Source organism: Aureibaculum sp. 2308TA14-22 (genome assembly GCF_040538665.1).
In the GTDB taxonomy this organism is placed as follows: Bacteria; Bacteroidota; Bacteroidia; order Flavobacteriales; family Flavobacteriaceae; genus Aureibaculum.
Map to the genome: position 1 here is coordinate 952,637 of NZ_JBEWXT010000001.1, position 25,570 is coordinate 978,206.

Below are 25,570 nucleotides of genomic sequence, written 5' to 3' on the forward strand. Positions count from 1 at the left end.
TTAGCTAAAACAAAAATTTAGTTGAAAGAAAACGATACATATAAGACCATAACTAAACCTTCTGAAGAGGTTATTTTTAAAGATAGGGGCAGTAAATTCTTGGGATATGCGTTTCCGTTACAAAGTGAAGATGAGGTAAAACAGATTGTAGAAAATCTCAAAAATCAGCATCATAAAGCTAGACATTGGTGCTATGCTTGGCGAATTGGCATTGAGCATGTGCAATACCGCACTAACGATGATGGTGAACCTAATAATTCTGCTGGTCTGCCTATTTACGGGCAAATATTATCAAATAGAGTAACTAATGTATTGGTTGTGATTGTCCGTTATTTTGGCGGCACCAAATTAGGGGTTGGCGGATTGGTAAATGCATATAAAACTACTGCTCAACTGGCGTTGGAATCGGCTAGAATCACAACCAAAACAATAAATACACATTTTAAACTTTTATTTGAATATCCTCAAATGAATACGGTAATTCGGATTGTAAAAGACACCAATGCAACTATTGTAAAGCAAAAAATGGAATTAAAATGTGAGTTTGTTATAGCGATTAGAAAAAGTGAAGCAGAAAAATTACAATCTGCACTATCAGAATCAAGATTCATTAGTTGGAAAGTGATTTAATTAAAAAATGCACTTACTTTTTCTAAAATATAATCTGGAGCTTTAGTGGGTCTATTTCTTTCAGTATCAATAAAAACCAATGTCGTAGTGCCTTTTGTTAGCAGTTCTTTCGCTTCATTATAAAGCTCATAAGCAAAATCGATTTTAAATCCAGGCTTTTTTAACAATACGGTTTTAAGGGTAAGTAAATCGTCATATTTAGCTGGTTTTAAATAATTTATATTCAAATTGATAACGGGAAGCATTATACCCAGTTCTTCCATTTTTTTATAGGATAATCCCAGTTCACGAAGCCATTCTACTCTGCCCATTTCAAAATATTGGGCATAATTGCCGTAGTACACATATTTCATCTGATCTGTCTCTCCGTAGCGTACTCTAATATTTATTTCATGGTTCAACATAAATTTGCTATATTTGGCGTGAGAGTTTACTAAAAAAAAAATTGAAAAACAATAGAAAAAAAATTTTTTATACTAAATATTATTCACATTTTTGTAACGCAAAATAAGTGAGAGTGTAAACCCAATTTAATTCACTCTGTGTCTAACCAACAAAACTAATTAACACGAATGAGTAAAACTGCTACTTCAGTTTGGAATAATTGTTTGTCTTTTATAAAGGACAATATCAAGCCCCAAGCATATAAAACATGGTTTGAGCCAATTAAGCCGATAAAAATAGCTGGAGACGCATTAACAATTCAAGTTCCAAGTAAGTTTTTTTACGAATGGTTAGAAGAGCACTACATTAAATTGTTAAGAGTTGCCTTAGTGAGGGAGTTAGGTGATGATGCAAAACTGGTTTATGATGTGCGGATGGAAAATGCCTACAGTAGTAAAAATCCTCACACGGTTAAAATTCCAAGTTCAAATAGAAAGCCTTTCAATTCCCAAGGAATAACAGTTCCTTTAGAAATTGATAAAAGAGAGTTGCGGAATCCTTTTATTATTCCAGGAATTCAAAAAGTAAAAATAGAATCTCAACTTAATCCCAATTATAATTTTGATAGCTTTATAGAAGGCGACTCCAATCGTTTGGCAAGATCGGCAAGTATGGCTGTGGCCAACAAACCAGGAGGCACTTCTTTTAATCCTCTATTAATATATGGTGGTGTTGGTTTGGGTAAAACGCATTTGGCTCACGCCATTGGCGTTGATATCAAAGACAAGTATCCTGAAAAAACGGTATTGTATATTTCAGCTGAAAAATTCACGCAACAATATATCGATTCCGTAAAAGGCAATACAAGAAACGATTTTATTCATTTTTATCAGATGATAGATGTGCTGATTGTTGATGATGTTCAGTTTTTATCCGGAAAATCGGGCACGCAAGATGTCTTTTTCCATATTTTCAATCATTTGCACCAAAATGGTAAGCAAGTCATATTAACATCAGATAAGGCTCCTGTGGATATGCAGGATATTGAGCAGCGTTTGTTGTCTCGTTTTAAATGGGGGTTGTCGGCAGAGCTAATGGCTCCCGATTATGAAACCCGAATTTCAATACTACAGAAAAAACTATTTAGAGATGGTGTGGAAATGCCCGATGAAATAGTGGAATACATTGCTAAAAATATTAAATCAAACGTAAGGGAACTTGAGGGAGTGCTAATCTCTATGATTGCTCAAGCTTCTTTTAATAGAAAAGAATTTACATTAGCCTTAACCAAGCAAATAGTAGACAAATTTGTTAAAAACACTAAACGTGAGGTTTCTATTGATTATATTCAAAAAGTAGTTTCCAAATATTTTGAAATGGATGTTACTACTTTGCAATCTAAAACCCGTAAACGTCACATTGTTCAAGCACGTCAGTTGGCCATGTATTTTGCTAAGCGTATGACAAAAGCTTCATTAGCAAGTATAGGTTCTCAAATTGGAAGTAGAGATCATGCCACTGTACTACATGCTTGTAAAACTGTTGATAATCTTACCGAAACCGACAAGCAGTTCAGAAAATATGTTGACGATATAACTAAAAAATTGTCATTTTAATACCCTAACAATGACTCGTATCTTAATGGTATGTCTCGGTAATATTTGTCGTTCGCCATTGGCTGAAGGCATCTTAAAGTCAAAAGTTGATTCGCAAAAAGTTTTTATTGATTCTGCTGGAACTGGAGGTTACCATATAGGTAAATTGCCCGATAACCGCTCAATTGCCGTTGCCAAAAAATACAATTTGGATATCACGGACCAACGCTGTAGAAAATTTCGTCAGTCGGATTTTGATGAATTCGATTTGATTTATGTAATGGATGCTTTTAATAAAGAAGATGTTTTAAGTTTGGCAAGAAATGAAAGTGATAGGTCTAGAGTCAAAATGATTTTAAACGAGGTTTTTCCTAATGAAAATGTTGATGTTCCTGATCCTTATCATGATACGGAGCGAGGTTTTGAAAATGTATATCAGATGCTAAACAAGGCATGCACTATAATTGCCGATAAGTTAAATGATGGGGAGTAATAAAGGAAAATTGTATTTAATTCCCACTACGCTAGGAGATAACGAGCCTTTAGAGGTATTACCTATCTCGGTAAAAAAAATTATTGAACGCACTAACCATTATATTGTTGAGAACGAAAAATCAGCACGACGGTTTATAAAAAAAGTAACACCTAGAAAATCACAACCCAATTTAACCATTTATTTATTGGATAAATTTACTGATAATCTGGAGATTCAACATTATTTAGATGTTTGTACTGATGGTGTCAATGTAGGTTTGCTGTCCGAAGCTGGTGTGCCCGCTGTTGCTGATCCAGGTGCTGCAATTGTAGAATTAGCTCATCAAAAAAATATTAGCGTTGTGCCATTGGTAGGCCCGTCATCCATAACAATGGCAATGATGGCATCTGGTTTAAACGGACAGAATTTTGCATTTAACGGTTATTTGCCAATTGATAAAGCAGATCGTAAGAAAAGCATAAAACAGTTAGAGAAATTATCGTTTGATAAAAATCAATCTCAAATCTTTATAGAAACGCCTTACCGTAACGAAAAAATGGTTGAGGACTTATTGCAAGTGCTTTCTGATCAAACTAAATTGTGTATTGCAGTAGATATTACTTTGCCCACCGAGTATATTAAAACGATGTCCGTTAACGATTGGAAAAAGCAAAAGGTAAATTTGCATAAACGACCAGCAATATTTATTTTACATAAAATGTAAAAATCCTCAATTTAAAATTGAGGATTTTTTGTTGATAGTTAATGCTTTCTGTATTTCTTATATTACAGAACGGGATGCCTGTTCGCTTCGATAAACGAAGTGTCGTAACCAGCAAATTTCTTTATGTAGTAACTTATGCTACTACCATAAGCATCTTCAAAGGTTGTACGCCCGTAACTACGCAAGTATTTTTTTACATTACCAGCTCCAGCCAAGTGTGCGGCAGCCAAAATACCTGATTCCGTAATTGTTACACCATTAATTCTTTTGCCTACAAACCTTTTAATATCTCTTTTTAGAATCCATTTGTTTACCGAGCATAATGCTAGAAAGGCATCTTCTTGTAACTCAGCATCTTTTAAGAATTCAGCAGTATTATAAATTTTAAAACGTTTTAGTGTTCCTTTTCCAAATTGATATTTACCCAAATACCCAAAAGTGTTAACTCTGTTGTATTTCCCTTGAGATTCTTTAAAAGCCAATGCTTCTTTAAAACCAATAAAAGATTTACCGGTAGTTGGAGAATCAAAAAAAGTAACGGGTTCAATTTCTTGTGGTACGGTTGCAAAATAGTCAGTACTAGGTACATTGTATTTTGCTTCTTTAGTATCTATTTTGTACATACCAGTAAAACTGGATATTGTAAAAATGGTTACTAATAATACTAATAGTTTACTAGTTTTCTTTTTCATTGTTGATGCATTAAAGGGGTTAAACGCATTTTCAATTCAGCCCGCAAATATACAACAAAAATTTTAATTACCAAAATATTTTAAAAGACTGATTTTCAATTTATTAAAAATAAAATAAATGAAATTTGCTACGCCCTTTAGAGTTGATTTCGAGCGTAGGAGCAGGGATTTTGATAAAATTTATCGTAGAGAAGAGTGTTTTCAAAAATTTAGATTGTGTTTTTATTTTAGATAGGTCAACATCTAGACTTAAATAAAACTGTCTATAACGCTCGGGAGGGTTTGCAATACTATTATCAATAAAATAATCATCACTACTTGAAATCATTCCCTCAGCTCCATAACCAACTGCAATATTCAGCCATTTAGGGAAATTACTTTCTTTAGCAAATGACCATATATTGGCTGATAACCAATACGTTTGTCCGTTATAGTCTTTTAAGGTTTGTTCTAAGAAATTTTCTCCGAGTAATTCTGGACGTTGACTGGCATATTTTGTCGTATGGAACGAATATTTCATTAAAATACGCTGTTCGTCCCACAACAATTCTTGTCCTATTAACAATCCTGTACCCGTAGCATTAGCCAAAATATCAGAAGGTGAAAATCCCCATTCTTCTGAAAAACCATCAAAAATTTCTACAACGCTTAAAAAGCCGAAGCCTAAGGTAGCCCCATATAGTAATTGATTCTTTTTACTTTCACCAGCCCAATCCAATACATTCATTCCCACTTTACCCACATAATAGGCTCCCATCGCATGTCCGGCTTTATCCATTTGTAGCCAATCGTTACTGTCGTTTATGGTGTGGAAAGAAGAAGAATCATAATTGGCATACCACAATTGGTGCATACCAACCAAAGTAAGACCCGTCAAAGAAGCTTCTGTAATATAAACTGCGTTTCTTCTTTTGGTATTTAAACTATCTGATTTTTCCCAAAAAGATATATTTTGTTGTGCAACTGTTGTAAAACTAATAGAAAGCAGGAAAAGTAAGGTTGAAATTTGCTTATAACAGATACAACTAGACATAAACCTATCTGTTAATGCCTTGTTTATTAAGCCAATCATGGTATTTCCGTGCATTTCTGAGATGCTGGGCTTGAGTTCTTGCAAAAGCGTGTGCTCCAATATCGGTTACATTGGCACACATATAATAGTATTCGTGTTTTTCAGCATTTAGTACCGCATCTATCGAAGAAATATCGGGCATAGCAATTGGAGCAGGAGGTAAGCTTGCATTTTTATAGGTGTTATAGGGTGAATCGATTAAAAGATCATCATTCAAAACACGTTTTACCTCATAATCTTGACCATGTTTTTGTTTTAACGCAAAAATTACCGTAGGATCTGCCTGTAAAGGCCATCCATCCCGTAAACGGTTTAAATAAAGACCAGCCACAGTTGGGCGTTCACTAACTTTTGATGTTTCTTTTTGTACTATAGAGGCTAAAGTCATCACATTATTTTTTGTCATGTTTAGTTTTTTAGCCTTGGATATTCGGTCATCGTTCCAAAACCTATTGTACTCTTTTAGCATCCTGTCTCTAAAGCTTTTTGCCGAAGTATTCCAGTAAAATTCATAAGAATTAGGAATAAAAATACCTAATACCTTGGCTTTGGTCAGTTTATTTTTGGACAAAAATTCACTATCGGACAGAGTATTTAAAATTTGTATGGAGTCAGGTTCTATCTGAGAGGCTATTCTCCCCGCCAGTTTTTCTAGCGTGTCTTGATTGTTAAAGGTTAGAGTTAAAGGCGTTTGTTTTCCACTCCGCAATAAGTCAATTAAAGCATTATTGCTCATGCCTTTTTCAATGACGTATTTACCAGCTTTAATTACATTTGGGTAATTTTTTTGATTGGCTACCCAGATAAAACTATCCATATTATTGACAACAGGCTTAATAACTTCTTTTACTTCGTCAAAAGATGCATCTGTAGGTATATAAACTGCTATATCTTCTTTAACATTGGAACTGTATATTTTACCATAGAACTTATAAACAATTAATGATCCAACAATAAGGACTATTGCAATTACGGACGGTATTATTTTTTTAAGATTCATTTATTAAGTAATTGATATAAAACTTCATCTTTAAATTTTCCTTTACTAAAAATCCAATCCTTTTTGATGCCGATTTCGTTAAAGCTATGTTTTTTAAACAGTTTAATGCTCCTTTTATTGTCCGTGGTAATATTGGCAAACAATTGATGTAAATGGAGTATGTTAAAGCTATAGCCAATTAACAATTCAAGTGCTTCTGAAGCAAACCCTTTTTGTTGTTCGTTTTCTAATATTAAAATTCCAATTCCAGCACGTTTGTGTTGCGGATTAAAATCGAATAAATCGATTAAACCGACAGCTTTGTTGGTTTTATTATGAGCTATCACCAGACGCAGTTGCTTTGCTTCATAAACATCTTGATGGGCATTTGCCAAATATTGTGTTAACATATATTTGGAATAGGGTGCTTGTGTACTGCTAACTTCCCAAAAATTGGCATCATTTTCTACGGCATATAAAAAATCCAAATCCTCGGGTTCTAGAGCTCTTAAGTGAATAGTATTTCCAGTCAATACCTTCATTTATGCATTAATTTCAAATTCTCCATTAAAAACTTTAGTAGCTTTTCCTTTTAAAAACACGTTTTTATAAGAATTAGCATCAATATCAAAAGAAACTTCCAGAGTTCCCCCTAAGGTTTCTAGTGATATAGTTGTGTCATTTGTTTTGTTAGCTTTATGTGCAGCAATTGCAACTGCGGTAACACCAGTGCCACAGCTTAAGGTTTCATCTTCTACGCCACGTTCATAGGTACGCACTTTAAAGGTAGTATCATTCTTTTGTTCAACAAAGTTAACATTGGTACCTTTATCAAAATACGGAGCTCCGTTTCTAATTTTCTTACCCGTGCCATAAACATCAAAATTGTCAAGGTTTTTTACGAAGGCTATATGATGAGGTGAACCCGTATCTAAAAATAAATGGCTGCTGAAATCTTCAATCTTAGTAACATTTTTCATTTTTAGGCTGACTAAATCATCAGTAATGTGAGCTTCATGTAAACCGTCTATGGCATCGAAAGTGGTATTTTTATCTATTATACCTAATTGTTTGGCAAAAGCAACTATACATCTACCACCATTACCACACATACTACCTTCATTACCGTCAGCATTGTAATAAATCATGGTAAAATCCTGCAAATTTGACAGTTCTAAGAGTATTAAACCATCTGCACCTATGCCAAATTTTCGGTCACATAACCTTTCAATCAATTTGGTATCATTTTTGGGAAATTGTTGTTGACGATTATCAATCATTATAAAATCGTTTCCCGTACCTTGATATTTGTAAAATTCAATTTGGCTCATGTTGCAAATGTAAACATTTTTTTAATCCGCCTTGTTGAATTATTTTTTGTTAAAGTACAGTTAATATTGGCGTTAAAGTATAGTTAAAGTCAAATTTGATATAAAATAAGATGTTAATTTTGAGTGTTAAAAGAATACAATAATTTAAGAACATAAAATTTTTTGAAGATGAAAAAAATAGTAAGTTTAGTTTTTGCTTCCGTATTGGGCGGGGTTATGGCCTTAGGTGCTTATGTTTATGTAATTGGAAATGGTGAGATAATTAGTAATTCTGAAAATAAATTACAGCCTAAAGTAGTTCAAGCTAACTATAATATTCCAAGTTCAAACTATGCTGCTGAAGCCACTGATTTTACAAAAGCCGCAGAAGAAACAGTTCATGCTGTGGTTCACGTTAAAAATACAACCATGTCAAGATCAAATCCTTTAGTAGAGTTTTTCTACGGAGAGGGTGCAGGTGGAGGTGGAAGACCAACGATAGGAACTGGATCAGGTGTAATTATTTCACCTGACGGATACATCATCACCAATAATCATGTAATTAAAGGCTCTAAAAAATTAGAGATTACCTTAAATAATCAAAAATCATATCCTGCCAAAGTTATTGGAGCAGATGAGAGTACGGACATAGCCTTAGTAAAAATAGATGCTGAAGATTTACCTTTTGTTGCTATTGCTAATTCAGACAATGTTAAAGTGGGCGAGTGGGTGTTGGCCGTTGGTAATCCCTTTAATCTAACATCAACCGTAACTGCGGGTATTGTAAGTGCCAAAGCTAGAAATATTAATATATCCGGTGGTAAAATGGTAGAATCATTTATTCAAACGGACGCTGCGGTAAATCCTGGTAATAGTGGAGGAGCATTGGTAAATGTTAGAGGAGAATTGGTAGGTATTAATACGGCAATAAGTTCACAGACAGGGTCTTATGTTGGGTATTCTTTTGCGGTACCTTCGAATATCGCAAAAAAAGTTGTGGAAGATTTAATGGAATTTGGAGATGTACGTACTGCCTATTTAGGGATACAGCCTGCTGAATTGAACAGTGAATTGGTTAAGGAGCTTGGTTTAAATCAAACTCAAGGTGTTTTGGTAGCTAATGTAACAGAAAATGGAGGAGCTATAAAAGCAGGAATGAAAAAAAATGATATTATTATTCAAGTAAATCAGGTTAAAATTAATAAGTTTTCGGATTTAAAAGGGTTTTTAAGTACTAAACGCCCTGGTGATGTTGTTAATGTTACTGTACTTAGAGACAGTAAGGAAAAACAATTTGAAGTAAAATTAGGAAATCAGTTTGGTAAAGTTACCATTGATAAATTAGATTTTTCTAAAAACTATTTAGGTAACCTTGAAAAAATATCCAAGAAAGAAGCCGCTGAAAATCGTATCAATTATGGCTTAAAATTGAAAACGGTTAAAAGCCCCTACTTAATTGAGGGAGAAGTTAAGGCTGGAAATATCATACTAAAGATTGCCGGGGAGAAAGTTTACAATGTACAAGATGCTGAAGATGTTTTAAGAAAGAATAAGGGTAATCAAATTATGGTACAAGTGTTAAATAATGAAGGTTACGCTGAATATCATGCTATCTATGTACCTAATTAATAGTTTTATAATCTTAGTGAGAAATCCCTCAACTTAGTTGAGGGATTTTTTTATACTAAAGCTTTTACGAAAACGTTTGAAATAGTACTTTTGCAAAAACTTTTAATAGTATGTCAACAGACCAAACGTACGAATCAGAATTAGCCTTTCAAGCCGATAGAAGAAGGGCAACAGTAGAGTTTATTAAAATTGTTAGCGACCTTTGGTACGACAATGCTATTGAACTAATATTGTTCAGAAATCAATTGATTAATAGAAATGTTAGTGAAATCCTCAATTTGATTGAATACGCTAGTGAGTTTGTGCAAAAACCCATTTCTATTTTTGATGCTGTAGAAATTTCTAGAGCTATAAAAGAAGTAGATTTACCTCCGGCAAAATTAGATATTGGTAAACTGGCGTATGAGTTCCACCTTGCCGAAGATGAAGAAGACGTGGTGGATTTTGTAAGTAATAAATTAAAAGGAGCTGAAAAAACAAATGGTATAGAGCCTAAAGATGTTGTGTTATACGGTTTTGGTAGAATAGGCAGATTAGTTGCCAGAGAATTAATGGTAAGGACGGGTAAAGGCAAACAAATGCGTTTACGTGCCATTGTAACTCGTGGAGAAATTACCGAAACCATTTTAGAAAAAAGAGCTTCTTTATTAAGAAATGATTCCGTTCATGGTAATTTTCCCGGAACCGTTAAAGCCGATATTAAAAATAGTGCTTTGATAATAAATGGCACTACAGTCTATATGATTTCTGCCAATAACCCTGAGGATATAGATTATACAAAATACAGCATTAATGACGCTTTGATTGTTGACAATACAGGTGCCTTTAGAGATAAAGAAGCCCTTAGTCGCCATTTATTGAGTAAAGGAGCCGATAAGGTTTTATTGACCGCTCCGGGCAAGGGTGTGCCCAATATTGTACATGGTGTTAATCATTTTGAACATAATCCTGACGAGGTTTCTATTTTTTCTGCGGCTTCATGTACTACCAATGCCATTACACCTGTACTAAAAGTTATGGAAGATAGTTTTGGAGTTGTAAGTGGGCATTTAGAAACTATTCATGCCTATACCAACGACCAGAATTTAGTTGATAATATGCATAAAAAATATCGTAGAGGTAGAGCGGCAGCCTTAAATATGGTAATTACAGAAACAGGAGCGGGAAAGGCGGTTGCCAAAGCACTACCATCCTTAGAAGGTAAATTGTCTTCAAATGCCATTAGAGTTCCAGTACCTAACGGATCTTTAGCAATTTTAAATTTGCAATTAGATAACTCTACAAGTAAGTCAAGTTTAAATTCTGTAATGAAAAAATATGCCTTGGAAGGTGATTTAGTTGAGCAAATCCGATATTCACTAAGTAATGAATTGGTGTCTTCTGATATTGTAGGTTCTTCCGCCCCAGCCATTTTTGATAGCAATGCAACTATTGTAACTGATGATGGAAAAACGGCAATTATTTATGTTTGGTACGATAATGAATACGGGTACAGCCATCAAGTAATCAGATTAGCAAAGCATATTTCTGAAGTTAGACGGTTTTCGTATTACTAACGTGTAGAATTTCCATATCTTTAAGGTGTCAAATTGGTTTTTGGCTATAACTAACTGCATTAAATTATGGACATATCTATACTAAAACCCTCCGATGTTACCGAAAACCTTTCGTTACAAGTAAAAGAACTTTTCAATCAATTAAATTCAGAAATAAAACAGAAAGATTTATCGGAACTTTTTAATCCAAAAAATGAAATTGTTTTTGCCTGTTGTATGGATGGTGAAAAATTAGCAGGGATGGCATTAATGGCCACTTATACGGTTATTTCCGGGTATAAAGGCTGGGTAGAGGACGTTGTAGTAGATCCTAATTACAGGGGAAAGGGCCTGGGCAGAAAACTGATGAACAAATTACTAGAAAAAGGTAAAGAAATGGGACTTTCGGAAATATTACTTTTTAGCAATGAGAAACGCCAAGCAGCAATCAGCCTCTATAAGAGTTTAGATTTTAAACAAAAACATAGTGGATTATATATTCTTAAAATGAGTTAGGTTTTATTTTTGATTGACGGTAATTGTGACATAAATGGTTCGTCACCCTGTCTCGATAGCTATCGGGATTGTTTCAGGGTAGCAATGACGCTACTCAGTATTATCACTAATTAAGTATATTAAAAATTTATTTCTGCCTCAACAAAAAATCAACTGTTTGCTACAATTTTATTTAAAATTGTATCTTTAGCATTCAATTAATCCAATTAACTATGTTTCAAAAAATTGCCCTTTTCGTATTTGTATTCTGTTTTTCATTAAGTAGTTACTCACAACAAAAAAGAAGTTTAACCCATGATGATTACGATTTATGGAAAAGGATACAGAGTCCTCAGGTTTCAGATAACGGAAAATTGATTGTAACTACAGTAGCTACGGCTACAAGTAGAGGCGATGGTTATTTAAGGATTTATAATGCAAAAACAGGAAAAAGTAACAAGTTCCATAATGGTTACGGAGCAAAAATTTCCAATGATAATAACTACATTTTCTTTTTACAAAAACCCGATTACCAAACGGTTAGAAAAGAAAAAAAGAAAGAAGTTAAAAAGGACAAACAGTCTAAAAACAAATTGCTTATCTATGATGTAAATGCTAATAAAATTACTGACAGCATTTTAAGGGTAAAGAGTTTTGATATTCCTAAAAAATATGATGGATGGGTGGTAATAGAAAAATTTAAGAATTTAAAACCTAAAAAAGATACTACTAAGACAAAGACTGAAAAGAATAAAGATAGTATCAAGGAAGCTGTAAAAGAAAAGAAAAATAAAAAGAAAAATCCTGCATTGGAAGCCGATTATGGATTGGTATATAACCTAAAAAGCAAGACTTCTGATACTATTTTTCACATTAAGTCTTTTAAATTGGCTGAAGAAGCACAAGCCTTATATTTTACAAAAATGAAAACCAAAAAGAAAGGTGACATTGGTATATTTCTATATGATTTTCATGGTTTTGAAAGAGTTATTGATACAGGTAGATATGCCTATGATCATTTGGCCATTGACAAAAAAGGTATGCGTTTGGCCTATCTGTCGGCTAAGGATTCTGTTGCTAAAGATTCGTTGAAGTACGAATTATTCTATGTTGCCGATAATAATCTACAACAAATTACCGATACCTTAGGTAAAAATTTACGCAACGATTGGGAATTAAGTGGTGCACAAACACCGTATTTCTCGGAAAACTCAAAACGACTTTATTTTTATTCAAAACCGACTGTAACATTTAATATTGATACTACCTTGTTAGATGATGAAATTCCAGAGGTTGATGTTTGGAACTATAAGGACAAATTGATTCAGCCTGAACAAAAATCAAAATTAGAATCTTTAAAAGATAAGGCTTATTTGTCTTTTGTTAATTTGAGTACTAATAATGTAATCGCGTTACAAGACAAAAACATAGATAATCTGCTTTTAGATAAAGATAGGGAGCAGAAATATGTGTTGGGTAATACTTCTAGTCCTTATGACGTTTCAAGGTCTTGGGAATATCCTTGGCTGTCAGACTACTATATTGTGAACACTGAAACTGGTGCAAAAGAACTGGCCTTACAAGGTACTTCAGCTCGACCAAATTTATCTCCTGACGGTAACTATGCCGTTTATTTCGATCAAGAGAGTCAACATTGGTGGTCACTAAATTTAGCCACTAAAGAGAAAAGAAATGTAACACAAAATTTGAATGTGCCTTTTTATGATGTTGAAAATGATGTACCTGCAGCTGCTTGGTCATATGGTTTTGGAGGTTTTGACAAAGAGGGATATGCATTGTTGAACGATCAGTTTGATGTTTGGAAAGTTGATTTGTCAGGTAGTAAAACACCAATAAATATTACTAAAGACGGACGCACAAAAAATATAGAATACCGAACTTTACGATTAGATGTTGAAGATAGAAGCAAAGCTTCTTATTTTAAAAAGCAGTTATTGATTGAAGCTTTTGATAAAACAAAGAAAACGAATACCCTTTTGGGGCTTAATCCAAAAAACTATAGAAAAAAAGTGATATTAACTACTGAAAATATGTTGTTAGGAGGGTTCAGAAAAGCAAAAGAAACCGATGCATTGTTGTACACAAAGCAGAATTTTCAAACGTTTCCAGATCTGTATTATTTTGACGGAAGAAAATCAAAACGGATTACAGATGCCAATCCTCAGCAAAAAGAATTTTTATGGGGGACTTCAGAAAAGTTCAGTTGGACGGCATATGACGGTACAAAATTAGACGGAATTATTTACAAACCCGAAAATTTTGATGCCACCCGAAAATACCCTATGATTAGTTATTTTTATGAAAGACGAAGTGATAACCTAAACAGTTACCATACACCAAGGCCTAGTGCTTCAACAGTTAATATGAGCTTTTTAGCAAGTAATGGGTATGTGGTTTTTGTTCCGGACATTGTTTATAAAGAAGGGAAACCGGGTGGAAGTGCTTATAACTGTATTGTTTCGGGTATAGAAGCCGTTGAAAAATTAGGTTATATCGATTCCGATAATATTGCCATACAAGGGCAGAGTTGGGGTGGCTATCAAGTAGCACATTTGGTAACTAAAACCAATAAATTTAAGGCGGCTATGGCGGGTGCACCTGTAAGTAATATGACTTCGGCCTATGGTGGTATTCGTTGGGCTAGTGGTTTAAGCCGAGCGTTTCAGTATGAAAAAACACAGAGTAGAATTGGTAAAAACCTTTGGGAAGGTTTTGATTTGTATATTGAGAATTCACCATTATTTGGTATTCCAAATATAGAAACTCCTTTACTAATGATGCATAACGATGCCGATGGAGCGGTGCCGTATTACCAAGGTATAGAAATGTTTATGGGTATGCGTAGGTTAAACAAACCTGTTTGGTTATTGGTGTATAATAATGAAGCACATAATTTAAGGAAAAACAAAAACAGACAAGACTTATCTATACGTATGATGCAGTTTTTTGATCATTATCTAAAAGGAGCTCCTGCACCCAAATGGATGACCGAAGGGCTGCCCGCGGTTAGAAAAGGAAAGGATTTTGGTTATGATTTAGAGGGTAACTAGCAAAGCTAGTATTTTCATATAGATTGTTTCTTGTACAAAATAATTTCGGTTAAGCCCGTCTGTACGCAAGAAATAATGAGTGAAGAAATGGAGTTGCAGAGCGTTAGCTCTAAGCATGTAATTTCGAGAGCGAATGCTGCGAAGCAATTTCCTCGTACAGACTAGATTTTTTTGTTTCGTTTTTTCATCAATGGAAAAAATGAAAGAAATTAAGTTAAGTTCTTCGTTTTCCTATACAACCTATAATAATACCAAGCAGCAATACCACCAATAAAAGAAAATAACGCTAACATCCAAAATACATGTTGATGGCCTATTTTTCCAGGTGAACTATCCAATAAATACCCCATAACAGGACTGGCAAAAATATCTGGGGTATAGCCTATCAAAGAAATCAGCCCAACAGCAGTTCCCGTAAGTACTAAAGGAATTTGCCCGCGTTCCATTACCGCAAAATACAATGAACGTGCGGCGTAAACCCCCGTAGCCACAATCAGTATAGAGATAAAAAACAATGCTGTTAAAGAAGTAGAGACAACACCTGTGGCAAATAATAAGGCTCCGCAAAACGAAATGATAAAACTAACTAACAACCAAAAAGTAATTTGCGAACGGTCTGCCAAAATACCTATCAACACCCCAACAACAGGACGAATAAACAACAAAAACGTTCCTACTTTAGCAGATTCTACTTGGTCATAACCCATTACGTCTTGGGCATAAAGTGAAAAATCATCGGTTAATTTATAGCCCACATAGGCACATAAAATAATGATCGTCAATAGCCAAACGGAAGGTAAACGCAATACTTCACGTACTTGAGATAAGGTTATTTTTTCCAACAAAATAGCTTTTTCCAGTTTTTGGTCGGTTTTCATAAAGAACCAGACCAAAATTCCCACAACGCTAACTATACCCACCGTGGTTAAAATTACATATCTAAAAGCTGCTTTGCTTTCGGAGACTGTAGCTTCGGCAATATTGGAAACGATAAACAACGAAAAAATGAGTACACCCATAGCTCCGAACAACGCCCCTACCAAGCCACGACCGCCATCTAAAAACCCAAAAGCTTTACCTTGTGAAGTGTTTCCGCCCCAAACCCGTGTCGCTTTTATCATAGGTGCCCAAAATAAAAAGATAGTGGTAAAACCCCAATACCCATATAGTAGTTGCAATACGCCAACACTTGGAAACCTAGCATACACCAAACCACCTAAGGCGGTCATCCATAGGGCTACTGCAATTAATTTTCTGGGAGCAAATTTATCTGCCAAAGGCCCACCAAAAGGGTATGAAACCATGGCTACAATACCATAAACGGAATAACACAAGCCCAATTCTACATTGGTTAATGCAAAGGCATCTAAAACAGTGGGTCGAAATACCCGTGCCAATACAAAGGGCAGAATAAATACGGACTCCCCAGCTAATATCAGCAATACCAAATAATACCAAGGCGTTTTGTTGGGGTTCATGCTTTAAAAGTACGGTATATTTAGTAAATGGAAGTAGTAGGCTTGAGTTATGTCTCAAACAATGTCCAATATTTAGTCCAATGTACGTTTCTTGGTGTTAGTGCAAGGGTTACTGGTGTTGTGCCCCGTTATTTTAAACGATAGATTGTTTTATTTTTTTCTCCAATTTTTTCAAATAAGCCTAATTCAGTTCCTTTCTTTAAGTCTCTACTTGCTGTCGCTGAAGAAATGATTTTAAAGATATCCATATAATCTTTTCGAGTAAATTCAGTTTTATTTAATGAAATAAAATATTCTAATCTTTCTTTTACGTTTAAAGTTCGATTATTAAAATCTAATAATTCACTTAATGAAATGTCTATCACGTTTAGCATATATTCAATAAATTTTGTTGATTTTCCAGATTTATCACTTTCAGCCAAAGCTTTATAATATTTTTCTTGGTCTTTACTAATTAATGTTTCAAAGGGTAAAAACTCGAATACTGGATATTTTTCCATTAAAATTAAAGTTTGCCATAATCTTCCCATTCTTCCGTTTCCATCTGAAAATGGATGAATAAATTCCATTTCGTAATGAAAAACACAACTTTTTATTAATACAATTTCCTCTGACTTATCCAAGTAGTTAAAAACGTCTTTCATTAAGTAAGGAACATTTTCAAAAGGTGGTGCCAAATGCTCAACTTTTGAACCTTTTACAATTCCGACACTTTGATTTCTATATTTTCCGGCATTTTCAATAAGACCTTCCATTAAATTTTTGTGAGCTTTTAAAAAAGACTTTTCATTAGAAGGATTATATTCTTCTAAATTTTCATAGATTTTTAGAGCATTTAAAACTTCGAGAACGTCTTTTTTTGGACCCATAACTTTTTTATTTTCGAGAAGTGCTGTTATTTGTTCTTCTGTAAGTGTATTTCCTTCTATTTTTAAAGAAGAATGAATAGTTTTGATTCTATTCTGTTTTCTTAATTTAGGTGAAGGTCTATTTAATAAGTTAGCATTTACTTCACCTATTTTTTCTGAAATAGATGTAATTAATTTTAAAATGGAAGATGTTATTTCGTAAGGTGGTTTCATTAGTGATACTATCATTTGATACTATCAAAGATACAATCATTTAACCTAAATTATGGATTGAAACGGAATTTTTTAATTGGGCACAACGGTAAAAAATATTAAAAATCGTAGTATGAAAATTTATAGCACCTCTTAACATGGCCAAAAACCGGTCATTCATCAGTCCAATACGTGTTTTTAGGTGCTTGTGCCACGGTTAGCATTTTTGTAGCCAGTTATTTATTTTCTTGTTGTTATGAATTTAGCAATTCGATTATCTAGTTCAGTCTTTCTAACCCCAGTCACTATTGACTCTTTTCTATTCCCAACTGATGATTTTAATATTTTTTCAAAATTGACCAATGCGTCATTAAAATGAGTATCGAAATTGTTTTCTATTTCATTAAGTATTGTTTCTGAATTTTTCACAATACCTTTTTTTCCGTATTCTCCTTTGAGTATTGAGCTTAGAACAAAACAACCAAAATGTAATTTCCCATATGATAACATTGTAAGTTGATATTTATCTGTTATTTCATCGTCTCTTCTTACTTGTCTGATTTTTTGACTTAACTTAAGATCAACTTTTATGGGAATTAAATATAATAAAAAATTAATTGAATTAACTTCTGGTGAAGGAAAGACAGCATCATATGTTGCAATAAACATTGTTTTTGGTCTAGTCTTAACTTGCGATGGTTTTAATAGTATTTGAGAAGTAAATAATTGAAATAACTTTTGAATGTTAACGATATTCTTTTTTCCTTTATTCTTGTAGAAGTTTATTCTTCTCTCATACCAGATTTCATTATTTACGAGGTATTGCTCTATTAGCATTTGAATGTCGTCATTTGCTTTTAACGAAAACGCCTTAATTGGTGTTTGAGAATTTGTTGTTTCAGTAATTTTATAAACTAAATCGTCACTTTTTGTTTCAATAATTTTTACCAGAATCGTTGTTTGATCGTTGAATTGTAAATTTTCTTTTGAGTTTAGTTCTTCAGATTCTTTTTTTGTTAATTCTTCTCCTTTTTCAACTTTTCCTTTTAACTCATCAACTCTTTCTCTATTCTTTACAGCTTGGTAGATTGCATTTGATGTTTGACAACCATTTACAATTTGCAAATTGTAAAGTTTATACTTATCGTTAGGAAGTTCGTCAACTTTACTACAGGTCATTGTCAATCCATTATTAAAACTCCAAAAGAATTTAGCTTCTTCTTCACTAGAACTTGTCTCCGTAATTTTACTATTTAAACCACTTCGTTTGTAATAATCTCTGATATTAGCTTCAAAAATTGATGATTGATGTTTTCTAACTAATTCAGCAATTTCTTTTCCTTTTAAAATTGAAATATAACCATTGAGTTTATCAACTTTAGAAGAACCTGTTATATACTTAAATGTTTTTTCATATTCAATAATGTCAATGATTTGTTCATTGCTTGAAGATTTTATTAACTTTTGGCAATCAATAACATTTATCTCATTGTTAGTGAAACCATTATTCTGCAATAGTATTTGAATATTATTTAATTCTTCACGTAGTAAAGGATCTGAAGAAATATTTTTTTCTATACCACCAAATACAATATTGCATACAACCTTTATATTGTCAGGTGTGAAATCTTGATAAAGAGATGCTTTTATTTCATTTAAGTCAAGCATTCTATTATAAAAGTACAGATTATCAGTATCAGATATATCTTCATTAATGAGAACCTTTTCTATGCCATTTTTAAATTTTAGTAGATCTCCTTGAGAAACACCTGTGCCTTTTTTAAACTGAAATAAATGAATTACAAATTTAGTGTCTTCATTATAAGATTCTAATTGTTCAATATTTTCAATAAAATCTTTAGAACCTGTTATATAAATTGCATCAATTCCAAAATCATAAGTTTCACCTCTGTATGCACTATCTACAACTCCTAATTCAATTTCTTCCATTGAATTATTTCTAAATGACTGAGAAAGTGCATATAACATAAATTCAGATCCTTTTAAAATGTCTCCTTTTTTATCTGAAAGATATTCCGAGAAGTTTTCTGATTCAATTTTAATTTTATCTTCTAATACTTTAAAGATGCTCATATGTTTGTTTTAATTGGCTACAACAATGGTATAAACGCATTGCGTTTATACCGCTTATGGTTATTCTTTTACGCTAAAAAAATCGAGTTATTAAAAAAAATAAGTATTACGGGCAGTCTTCTTTTAGCGACAACAACCACAAAGTTAAGTGTTTAAGTTTAAAATCTGCTTATATTTTATTAACTAAGCGGTGGTTTTATTAACAAGTAGTTATAATACTAAGCCTTTTTTTGAGGTATCTCCTTTAAAATTTCTTGTATATACTTCCAAAATTTTTGTGTAGAACTAATACTTGCTCTTTCGTCAGGAGAGTGTGCTCCTTTTATGGTGGGTCCAAAAGATATCATATCCATATCTGGGTAGTTCTGCCCTAAAATACCACATTCTAGTCCCGCATGGCAAGCTATAATGTTAGCCTTTTCCTTAAATAAATTTTGATAGGTCTTATCTAATACTTTTAAAATGGCAGAATCAGGGTTTGGTTTCCAACCAGGATACGCCCCAGAGGTTTTTACCGAATAATGGGCCAATTGAAAAACAGCCGATATGGTATTTACCAAATTGTTTTTACCGGATGCTACGGAACTGCGGGTAAGGCATAATATCTTAATCTGTCCCTCTTTTACCAATACACGAGCAACATTATTTGAAGTTTCTACCAAATCAGCAATATCAGGACTCATTCTAAAAACACCATTATGTACAGCATAAATAGTTTTTAATAACGTGGCTTGTTCTTGTTTTGACAGTACATTAGCGGGTTTATCACAAGGTTGAACCGTAATTTCAATATCCTTTTCAATAGTGTTGTACTCCGCAATTATGGCGTCAGCAATATCCGTAAACCGATTGGTAAATTCCGCTTTATTTTGGGTTACAATTATGGCATTGCTTTCCCTTGGAATAGCGTTTCGCAAACCACCACCATCAATTTCAGCAATGGAAACCATATTCTTTAACGCAAATAATACACGGTTCATCAATTTATTGGCATTGCCAAATCCTCTATGGATATCCATTCCGGAATGGCCACCTTGCAATCCTTTAACGGTAATTTTAAATGCCTCGGCCTGCTCTTGTGTTTTTACAGGGTTATAGGATTTTGTGGCGGTAATATCTATACCACCGGCACAGCCCACACCAATTTCATCATCATCTTCGGTATCTAAATTCAATAAAATTTCACCTTCTAACCAGCCTGCTTCTAAGCCCATAGCACCTGTCATTCCCGTTTCTTCGTCAATGGTAAATAAAGCTTCAAGAGCAGGGTGTGCTATGTCTGTACTTTCTAAAATACTCATTATGGTGGCAACACCCAATCCGTTATCGGCACCCAATGTTGTGTCTTTGGCTTTCACCCAATCACCATCAATTTGCATTTCAATGCCTTGGGTGTCAAAATCGAAATTGGTATCATTGTTTTTTTGATGTACCATATCTAAATGCGATTGCAATACTACCGTTTTTCTATTCTCCATACCTTTAGTGGCAGGTTTTGTGATGATAACATTACCCACCTTATCTACTTTAGTGGGCAAATCTAATTTTTTGCCAAAATCGACCATAAATTGAATGACACGCTCTTCTTTTTTGGATGCTCGTGGCACTGCATTTAGGTCTGCAAAATTATTCCAAATCGCTTTTGGCTCTAGGTTTCTTATTTCTTTGTTCATTTTTAATCATTTTTTGTTTAATTGTGTACCTGTCATTCCCGCCTTTGCGGGAATCTCATAAAACATTCCTTGCTGTTTGTAAGGGACTTCGCTATGAGATAAAGCTCTCTATTAGCGGTTGTGAGATTCTTCGCTCATGTTGAATGATAATTAATAAAGAACCTTTCGTTTATTCACTCTGAATGAAAGATTCCAAAACGTTCTCGACTCCGCTCGAACTGACATTCGTTTTGACTATCAACTGCTACTGATCCCAATAGTCATCAGGACTATCTACCTTATAATCACCGTTTCATCAATAGGTTTTCTTACCTTTTTTAAGGTACTCATAAAATCGTCATCGGCTCTATACCCAACAGGTAATACCAAAACCGATTTTAAATTTTGTTTTTTTAGTTCTAAAATTTCATCAAACTTTTGGGCATTAAAACCCTCCATAGGGCAGGAGTCTATTTTTTCTAAGGCACATACGGTCATCAAATTGCCCAATGCAATATAGGCTTGATTAATAGCTGATTTCTGTTTTTCTAAGGTAGATTTATTTGCAAAAATATTTTTGAGTTGAGTTCTGTATTTACCTAAAATTTCTTCGGAAGTACCCCTAATTTCTTTTTCTAAATCAAAATAGGCATCAATATCTTCTAGTGTAAAATAATCGTGAATGCAAATAACCAGCACATGAGATGCAGTACTTACTTGAATTTGCTCAAAAGAATGCTCCATCAGTTGCTGTTGAAGCTTCTTATCACTGATAATTAGCATTTTAATGGGCTGCAAGCCGAAAGAAGTTGCAGTTAAATTGAATGCTTCTGATACTACCTCAATTTTATCATCAGAGATAACTTTCGTATCATCAAATTTTTTACAAGCATATCGCCATTTTAGGCTTTTGATAATATTGTTCAATGTATTATAATTTAATTTCGTAAGAGGCGATACACCGCATCTTTACTATTTCAGTTATTAAGGTTTTGACGCACTATGTACTCCTCCCCTTGGGGGAGGCTGGGTGGGGCTTTTAACCTAAGGACTGCATTTCAACTAATTTTTTATAGATACCATTTTTATCTAATAATTCTTGATGTTTACCTTGCTCCATAATTTCACCTTTTTGCAGTACAACAATGGTATCTGCTTTTTGAATGGTGGATAAACGGTGGGCAATGACTAGAGAGGTTCTATTTTTCATCATATTTTCTAAGGCTACTTGCACCAATCTTTCTGATTCGGTATCTAAGGCAGAAGTAGCTTCATCTAGCACCATAATGGGCGGATTTTTAAGTACAGCTCTGGCAATACTTAAACGTTGTTTTTGTCCACCTGATAATTTGCCACCGGCATCACCAATATTGGTTTCAATACCGTTCGGTAATTCGTTGACAAATTCCCATGCATTGGCAATTTTTAAGGCTTCGATGATTTGCTCATCTGTTGCATCTTCAGCCCCCAACAACATATTGTTCTTGATGGAATCATTAAACAGAATAGCATCTTGTGTTACAATGCCCAATTGAGCACGTAATGACTTTTTTGTCAAGTCTCTTATGTCAATACCATCGATACTAATTGTACCTGAATTCACATCATAAAATCGTGTAATTAAATTGGCCAGTGTAGATTTTCCACTGCCAGATTGCCCAACTAAAGCTACGGTTTTTCCTTTAGGGATAGTTAACGAAAAATCTTTCAGTACAAATTCATCTTCGTATTTAAAAGAAATATTCTCAAATTTTATTTCCGAATCAAAACCATCTTTTGTAATGGCATTTTCTTTATCTTTTAATGGGTTCTCCGTTTCAATAATTTCTAGGACCCGTTCTGCTGCGGCATTCCCTTTTTTAACACCGTAACTGGCTTTGGATATGGCTTTTGCAGGTGTTAAAATTTGATATGCTAAGCCCATATAGGTTATAAAAAGTTCGGGCTCAAGAGTTTTTTCTTCTAATACCATATTGCCACCATACCACAATAAAATACCGATTACGGTAATTCCTAAAAACTCACTAGTAGGTGATGCTAAATTTTGCCTGTTCAATAAACTATTTGAAAATTTATAAAACCGATCTGTTGATGCTCTGAATTTTTCGCCAAATATTTTTTCGGCATTAAAACCCTTGATGATTTTCAATCCTCCAAGGGTCTCTTCCAAAATAGATAAAAAATAACCTTGTTCTTTTTGAACTTTATCGGATTTTCGCTTTAACGATTTTCCGATAAGAGAAATTAAAAACCCGGAAATGGGCAAGAAAATAAATACAAACAACGTTAATTGTGGACTGATAAAAAGCATGGCAATAATTGTAAAAAGTATGGTCAACGGTTCTCTTACAATCAATTCTAAAATGGAAAGAAAAGAATGCTGAATTTCTAACACATCTGAAGATATTCTTGCTATAGTGTCCCCTTTTCGTTTTTCTGAATAAAAGGAAACCGGTAAATTAACGGTTTTATCATACAATTCATTTCTTAGGTCTTTTAAAACCCCATTACGTAAAAACGTAATGAAATACATGGCCAAATAACTAAAAAAATTCTTTAAGAAGAACATCAAAATCACCAAGCCTACCATATAGATTAAGGCATTACCTTCACCATCTCCAGACTTTAACGTAACAAAATAGTTCAGGTAATTTTCTACATAATCTTTGATATTACCCATACCAGCCCAAACAGGCTTTGTGGTAATCCTTTCCGTTTGATTAAAGAGTACCGACAGCATCGGAAATAAGGAAACCATTGCTAAGGTGCCAAACAGGGCATAAAAAATATTTGCTATAATATTACCAACTGCAAACCGTCTGTAGGGTTTGGCAAAACGTAGAATTTTTTTGAAATACTCCATTAATTCAGTTTCATCTCTCGGATAATTCTATCGATTTTTTGGGTGAGTAATTTTTCAACAACAACTGCTTCCTCCGTTTTTTCTAAAGGTAAATTCACGCTAAAATAGAATTTGATTTTGGGTTCTGTACCACTTGGCCTAGCCGCTACTCTTGTTCCGTCTTTAGTTTGATAGATTAGCACATTAGAGTTTGGTAAATCTATCTTAGTTTTCTCTCCAGTTATCAGATTATTGCAGATAGAAGTGTCATAATCATATAAAAATTCTACAGGAGATCCATCAATTTCCTTTACTGGATTTTTACGTAAATCAACCATCATTTGACTTATTTGTTGAGCTCCATCCATACCTTTTTTTGTCAAGGAAATTAGGTGTTCCTTGTAATAGCCATGCTTGGAATACAAGTTTAATAACTCTTTATAAATAGTAGAATTGTTATTTTTTGCATGAGCTGCAATTTCGCAAGCTAATAGTGTAGCAGTTACTGCATCTTTATCACGAATAAAATCGCCCACCATATAACCAAAACTCTCTTCGCCACCACCAATAAACTCTTGAGTGCCTTCTACATCTCTAATTAGTTTTGCAATCCACTTAAATCCTGTTAAACATGTTTTGGTTTCAACATTATAACTTTGGGCAATATTATTAACAAGTTCTGTAGATACAATAGTTGTTCCAACAAATTGTTTACCATTCAATCTGCCATCTTGATGCCATTGTTTTATCAGATAATCGGTCATTACTGCCATGGTTTGGTTACCATTTAGCAATTTTAAATTACCCTCTAAATCCCTTACAGCAATACCTAATCTATCAGAATCAGGGTCAGTACCAATAACAATATCAGCACCAATTTTTTCGGCTAAATCTGTCGCCATTTTTAAAGCTGCTGGTTCTTCTGGATTTGGAGATGCTACTGTAGGGAAATCGCCATCAGGCTTTTTCTGTTCTTTTACAAGACTTACATCAGAAAAACCTGCCAGTTTCAACACTTGAGGAACTGACATTATTGAAGTACCATGCAAAGAGGTAAATACAATTTTTAGGTTGTTTCTGTTGGGTGTATTAAAAGTTCCATTGGCAACAGAAGCTTTATTGAATTCTTTATCAACCTCTTTACCAATACTAATTAATAAATTTTCGTTGGCCTTAAAGTTAATATTAGCAAAATCAACAGCATTGACTTCATCTATTATTTTTTTATCGTGTGGCGGAACTATTTGTCCACCGTCGTTCCAATATACTTTATAACCATTATATTCGGGAGGGTTATGAGAAGCTGTTAAAACGATTCCCGCATCACATTTTAAATGCCTAACGGCAAAAGAAAGCTCAGGTGTTGTTCTTAAATCATCAAACAATAATGCTTTTATGTTATTAGCGGTAAGCACATCAGCCACCACTTTTGCTAATGATTTGCTATTATGACGACAATCATAAGCAATAGCTACTTTTAGCTCTTTATCAGGAAAAGTTTGATGTAAATAATTTGCCAACCCTTGTGTAGCTCTACCTAAGGTGTATTTGTTAATCCTGTTAGTACCTACACCCATTATGCCACGCATACCACCCGTGCCAAATTCCATATCTTTATAGAAACTTTCAGTTAAAGTTTCCTGATCATTATCTATTAATTCTTTTACATTCTGTTGGGTTTCTACATCAAAAGGTTCAGCTAACCATTGTCTGGCTTTTTCTAGTATTTGTTGACTGCTCATAAGGTTTAATTTTAAACAAATATAAGGATTTATTAGATGATTAAAAGATTAAAGAATAGTTAAAAAAGGAACGGTAAATAAAATACGAAATACGAGGAAAAACTTTGTAC

At 33.7% G+C, this 25,570-nt stretch carries 21 protein-coding genes; 8 read left to right on the forward strand and 13 right to left on the reverse strand.

Going from position 1 to position 25,570, the window contains the following annotated elements; genetic code table 11:
* The first annotated feature begins 21 nt into the window (after positions 1–21).
* Positions 22–630 (forward strand): IMPACT family protein, encoded by a 609-nt coding sequence (locus tag U5A88_RS04240; RefSeq protein ID WP_354204059.1) that lies wholly within the window; start codon positions 22–24, stop codon positions 628–630.
* On the opposite strand, the gene U5A88_RS04245 is transcribed toward U5A88_RS04240, so the two are convergent.
* Entirely contained in the window at positions 627–1,034 is a 408-nt protein-coding gene (locus U5A88_RS04245; protein ID WP_354204061.1) for an acyl-CoA thioesterase, read from the reverse strand. The two genes, U5A88_RS04240 and U5A88_RS04245, sit on opposite strands and share 4 nt — an antisense overlap.
* A gap of 168 nt (positions 1,035–1,202) precedes the next feature.
* Between U5A88_RS04245 and dnaA the strand changes: the two genes are divergently transcribed.
* From dnaA to U5A88_RS04260, 3 genes are read left to right on the forward strand one after another with little or no spacing between them, the layout of a single operon-like run.
* The gene (gene dnaA, locus U5A88_RS04250; protein WP_354204063.1) at positions 1,203–2,630 is read left to right on the forward strand and encodes a chromosomal replication initiator protein DnaA; all 1,428 of its coding nucleotides are present in this window, start codon (positions 1,203–1,205) and stop codon (positions 2,628–2,630) included.
* 10 nt (positions 2,631–2,640) lie between these two features.
* Positions 2,641–3,102 (forward strand): low molecular weight protein-tyrosine-phosphatase, encoded by a 462-nt coding sequence (locus U5A88_RS04255; RefSeq protein WP_354204065.1) that lies wholly within the window; start codon positions 2,641–2,643, stop codon positions 3,100–3,102.
* Positions 3,092–3,808, forward strand: a complete 717-nt coding sequence (locus U5A88_RS04260; RefSeq protein WP_354208130.1) for an SAM-dependent methyltransferase — start codon at positions 3,092–3,094, stop codon at positions 3,806–3,808. Before U5A88_RS04255 ends, U5A88_RS04260 begins: the two co-directional genes overlap by 11 nt.
* 62 nt (positions 3,809–3,870) lie before the next feature.
* Here U5A88_RS04260 and U5A88_RS04265 read toward each other — a convergent pair whose 3' ends face one another.
* The 5 genes from U5A88_RS04265 to dapF form a co-directional block, all read right to left on the reverse strand.
* A complete protein-coding gene (locus U5A88_RS04265) occupies positions 3,871–4,500 on the reverse strand; it encodes a peptidoglycan-binding protein LysM (protein ID WP_354204067.1) in 630 nt (209 codons plus the stop codon).
* A 103-nt stretch (positions 4,501–4,603) separates the two neighbouring features.
* Complete coding sequence (locus U5A88_RS04270; RefSeq protein WP_451963469.1) at positions 4,604–5,533, reverse strand: DUF2279 domain-containing protein; 930 nt, start codon at positions 5,531–5,533, stop codon at positions 4,604–4,606.
* A gap of 4 nt (positions 5,534–5,537) precedes the next feature.
* A complete protein-coding gene (gene mltG / locus U5A88_RS04275; protein ID WP_354204071.1) occupies positions 5,538–6,572 on the reverse strand; it encodes an endolytic transglycosylase MltG in 1,035 nt (344 codons plus the stop codon).
* Positions 6,569–7,093 (reverse strand): GNAT family N-acetyltransferase, encoded by a 525-nt coding sequence (locus U5A88_RS04280; protein ID WP_354204073.1) that lies wholly within the window; start codon positions 7,091–7,093, stop codon positions 6,569–6,571. Before U5A88_RS04280 ends, mltG begins: the two co-directional genes overlap by 4 nt.
* Positions 7,094–7,882, reverse strand: coding sequence for a diaminopimelate epimerase (gene dapF, locus U5A88_RS04285; RefSeq protein WP_354204075.1), 789 nt, complete (start codon positions 7,880–7,882; stop codon positions 7,094–7,096). It lies immediately after the preceding gene.
* Positions 7,883–8,050: 168 nt separating this feature from the next.
* Between dapF and U5A88_RS04290 the strand changes: the two genes are divergently transcribed.
* The 4 genes from U5A88_RS04290 to U5A88_RS04305 all read left to right on the forward strand — a co-directional run bounded on the left by U5A88_RS04290 (position 8,051) and on the right by U5A88_RS04305 (position 14,591).
* A complete protein-coding gene (locus U5A88_RS04290) occupies positions 8,051–9,490 on the forward strand; it encodes a S1C family serine protease (protein ID WP_354204077.1) in 1,440 nt (479 codons plus the stop codon).
* Between the two features lie 110 nt (positions 9,491–9,600).
* A complete protein-coding gene (locus tag U5A88_RS04295) occupies positions 9,601–11,046 on the forward strand; it encodes a glyceraldehyde-3-phosphate dehydrogenase (RefSeq protein WP_354204079.1) in 1,446 nt (481 codons plus the stop codon).
* A gap of 66 nt (positions 11,047–11,112) precedes the next feature.
* Complete coding sequence (locus U5A88_RS04300) at positions 11,113–11,541, forward strand: GNAT family N-acetyltransferase (protein ID WP_354204081.1); 429 nt, start codon at positions 11,113–11,115, stop codon at positions 11,539–11,541.
* A gap of 212 nt (positions 11,542–11,753) precedes the next feature.
* Positions 11,754–14,591 carry a S9 family peptidase gene (locus tag U5A88_RS04305; RefSeq protein ID WP_354204083.1) on the forward strand — a complete coding sequence of 946 codons (2,838 nt, stop codon included), beginning with the start codon at positions 11,754–11,756 and terminating at the stop codon, positions 14,589–14,591.
* Between the two features lie 209 nt (positions 14,592–14,800).
* Here the strand turns inward: U5A88_RS04305 and U5A88_RS04310 are convergent, their stop codons facing one another.
* From U5A88_RS04310 to U5A88_RS04340, 7 genes are all read right to left on the reverse strand, one after another.
* Positions 14,801–16,069 (reverse strand): MFS transporter, encoded by a 1,269-nt coding sequence (locus U5A88_RS04310; protein WP_354204084.1) that lies wholly within the window; start codon positions 16,067–16,069, stop codon positions 14,801–14,803.
* A gap of 128 nt (positions 16,070–16,197) precedes the next feature.
* On the reverse strand, positions 16,198–17,151 hold the full coding sequence (locus U5A88_RS04315; RefSeq protein ID WP_354208132.1) for a Fic family protein: 954 nt from the start codon (positions 17,149–17,151) through the stop codon (positions 16,198–16,200).
* Positions 17,152–17,370: 219 nt separating this feature from the next.
* A complete protein-coding gene (locus U5A88_RS04320; protein WP_354204086.1) occupies positions 17,371–19,224 on the reverse strand; it encodes an AIPR family protein in 1,854 nt (617 codons plus the stop codon).
* A gap of 218 nt (positions 19,225–19,442) precedes the next feature.
* On the reverse strand, positions 19,443–20,897 hold the full coding sequence (locus tag U5A88_RS04325; protein WP_354204088.1) for an aminoacyl-histidine dipeptidase: 1,455 nt from the start codon (positions 20,895–20,897) through the stop codon (positions 19,443–19,445).
* A gap of 273 nt (positions 20,898–21,170) precedes the next feature.
* A complete protein-coding gene (locus U5A88_RS04330) occupies positions 21,171–21,803 on the reverse strand; it encodes an NAD(P)H-dependent oxidoreductase (RefSeq protein ID WP_354204090.1) in 633 nt (210 codons plus the stop codon).
* A 112-nt stretch (positions 21,804–21,915) separates the two neighbouring features.
* Positions 21,916–23,739, reverse strand: a complete 1,824-nt coding sequence (locus tag U5A88_RS04335) for an ABC transporter ATP-binding protein (RefSeq protein ID WP_354204092.1) — start codon at positions 23,737–23,739, stop codon at positions 21,916–21,918.
* A complete protein-coding gene (locus tag U5A88_RS04340; RefSeq protein WP_354204094.1) occupies positions 23,739–25,460 on the reverse strand; it encodes a phospho-sugar mutase in 1,722 nt (573 codons plus the stop codon). The genes U5A88_RS04335 and U5A88_RS04340 overlap by 1 nt, the downstream gene beginning before the upstream one ends.
* Between the last annotated feature and the right edge of the window lie 110 nt (positions 25,461–25,570).

Excerpts from the sequence above, each read along its gene's own strand:
- U5A88_RS04265 (WP_354204067.1), bottom strand. The coding sequence starts at position 4,500 with ATGAAAAAGAAAACTAGTAAACTATTAGTATTATTAGTAACCATTTTT.
- U5A88_RS04315 (WP_354208132.1), bottom strand. The coding sequence starts at position 17,151 with ATGAAACCACCTTACGAAATAACATCTTCCATTTTAAAATTAATTACA.
- U5A88_RS04270 (WP_451963469.1), bottom strand. The coding sequence starts at position 5,533 with ATGTCTAGTTGTATCTGTTATAAGCAAATTTCAACCTTACTTTTCCTG.
- U5A88_RS04335 (WP_354204092.1), bottom strand. The coding sequence starts at position 23,739 with ATGGAGTATTTCAAAAAAATTCTACGTTTTGCCAAACCCTACAGACGG.
- U5A88_RS04320 (WP_354204086.1), bottom strand. The coding sequence starts at position 19,224 with ATGAGCATCTTTAAAGTATTAGAAGATAAAATTAAAATTGAATCAGAA.
- dnaA (WP_354204063.1), top strand. The coding sequence starts at position 1,203 with ATGAGTAAAACTGCTACTTCAGTTTGGAATAATTGTTTGTCTTTTATA.
- U5A88_RS04295 (WP_354204079.1), top strand. The coding sequence starts at position 9,601 with ATGTCAACAGACCAAACGTACGAATCAGAATTAGCCTTTCAAGCCGAT.
- U5A88_RS04340 (WP_354204094.1), bottom strand. The coding sequence starts at position 25,460 with ATGAGCAGTCAACAAATACTAGAAAAAGCCAGACAATGGTTAGCTGAA.
- dapF (WP_354204075.1), bottom strand. The coding sequence starts at position 7,882 with ATGAGCCAAATTGAATTTTACAAATATCAAGGTACGGGAAACGATTTT.
- U5A88_RS04300 (WP_354204081.1), top strand. The coding sequence starts at position 11,113 with ATGGACATATCTATACTAAAACCCTCCGATGTTACCGAAAACCTTTCG.
- U5A88_RS04310 (WP_354204084.1), bottom strand. The coding sequence starts at position 16,069 with ATGAACCCCAACAAAACGCCTTGGTATTATTTGGTATTGCTGATATTA.
- U5A88_RS04325 (WP_354204088.1), bottom strand. The coding sequence starts at position 20,897 with ATGAACAAAGAAATAAGAAACCTAGAGCCAAAAGCGATTTGGAATAAT.
- U5A88_RS04280 (WP_354204073.1), bottom strand. The coding sequence starts at position 7,093 with ATGAAGGTATTGACTGGAAATACTATTCACTTAAGAGCTCTAGAACCC.
- U5A88_RS04245 (WP_354204061.1), bottom strand. The coding sequence starts at position 1,034 with ATGTTGAACCATGAAATAAATATTAGAGTACGCTACGGAGAGACAGAT.
- U5A88_RS04260 (WP_354208130.1), top strand. The coding sequence starts at position 3,092 with ATGGGGAGTAATAAAGGAAAATTGTATTTAATTCCCACTACGCTAGGA.
- U5A88_RS04290 (WP_354204077.1), top strand. The coding sequence starts at position 8,051 with ATGAAAAAAATAGTAAGTTTAGTTTTTGCTTCCGTATTGGGCGGGGTT.
- U5A88_RS04255 (WP_354204065.1), top strand. The coding sequence starts at position 2,641 with ATGACTCGTATCTTAATGGTATGTCTCGGTAATATTTGTCGTTCGCCA.
- mltG (WP_354204071.1), bottom strand. The coding sequence starts at position 6,572 with ATGAATCTTAAAAAAATAATACCGTCCGTAATTGCAATAGTCCTTATT.
- U5A88_RS04305 (WP_354204083.1), top strand. The coding sequence starts at position 11,754 with ATGTTTCAAAAAATTGCCCTTTTCGTATTTGTATTCTGTTTTTCATTA.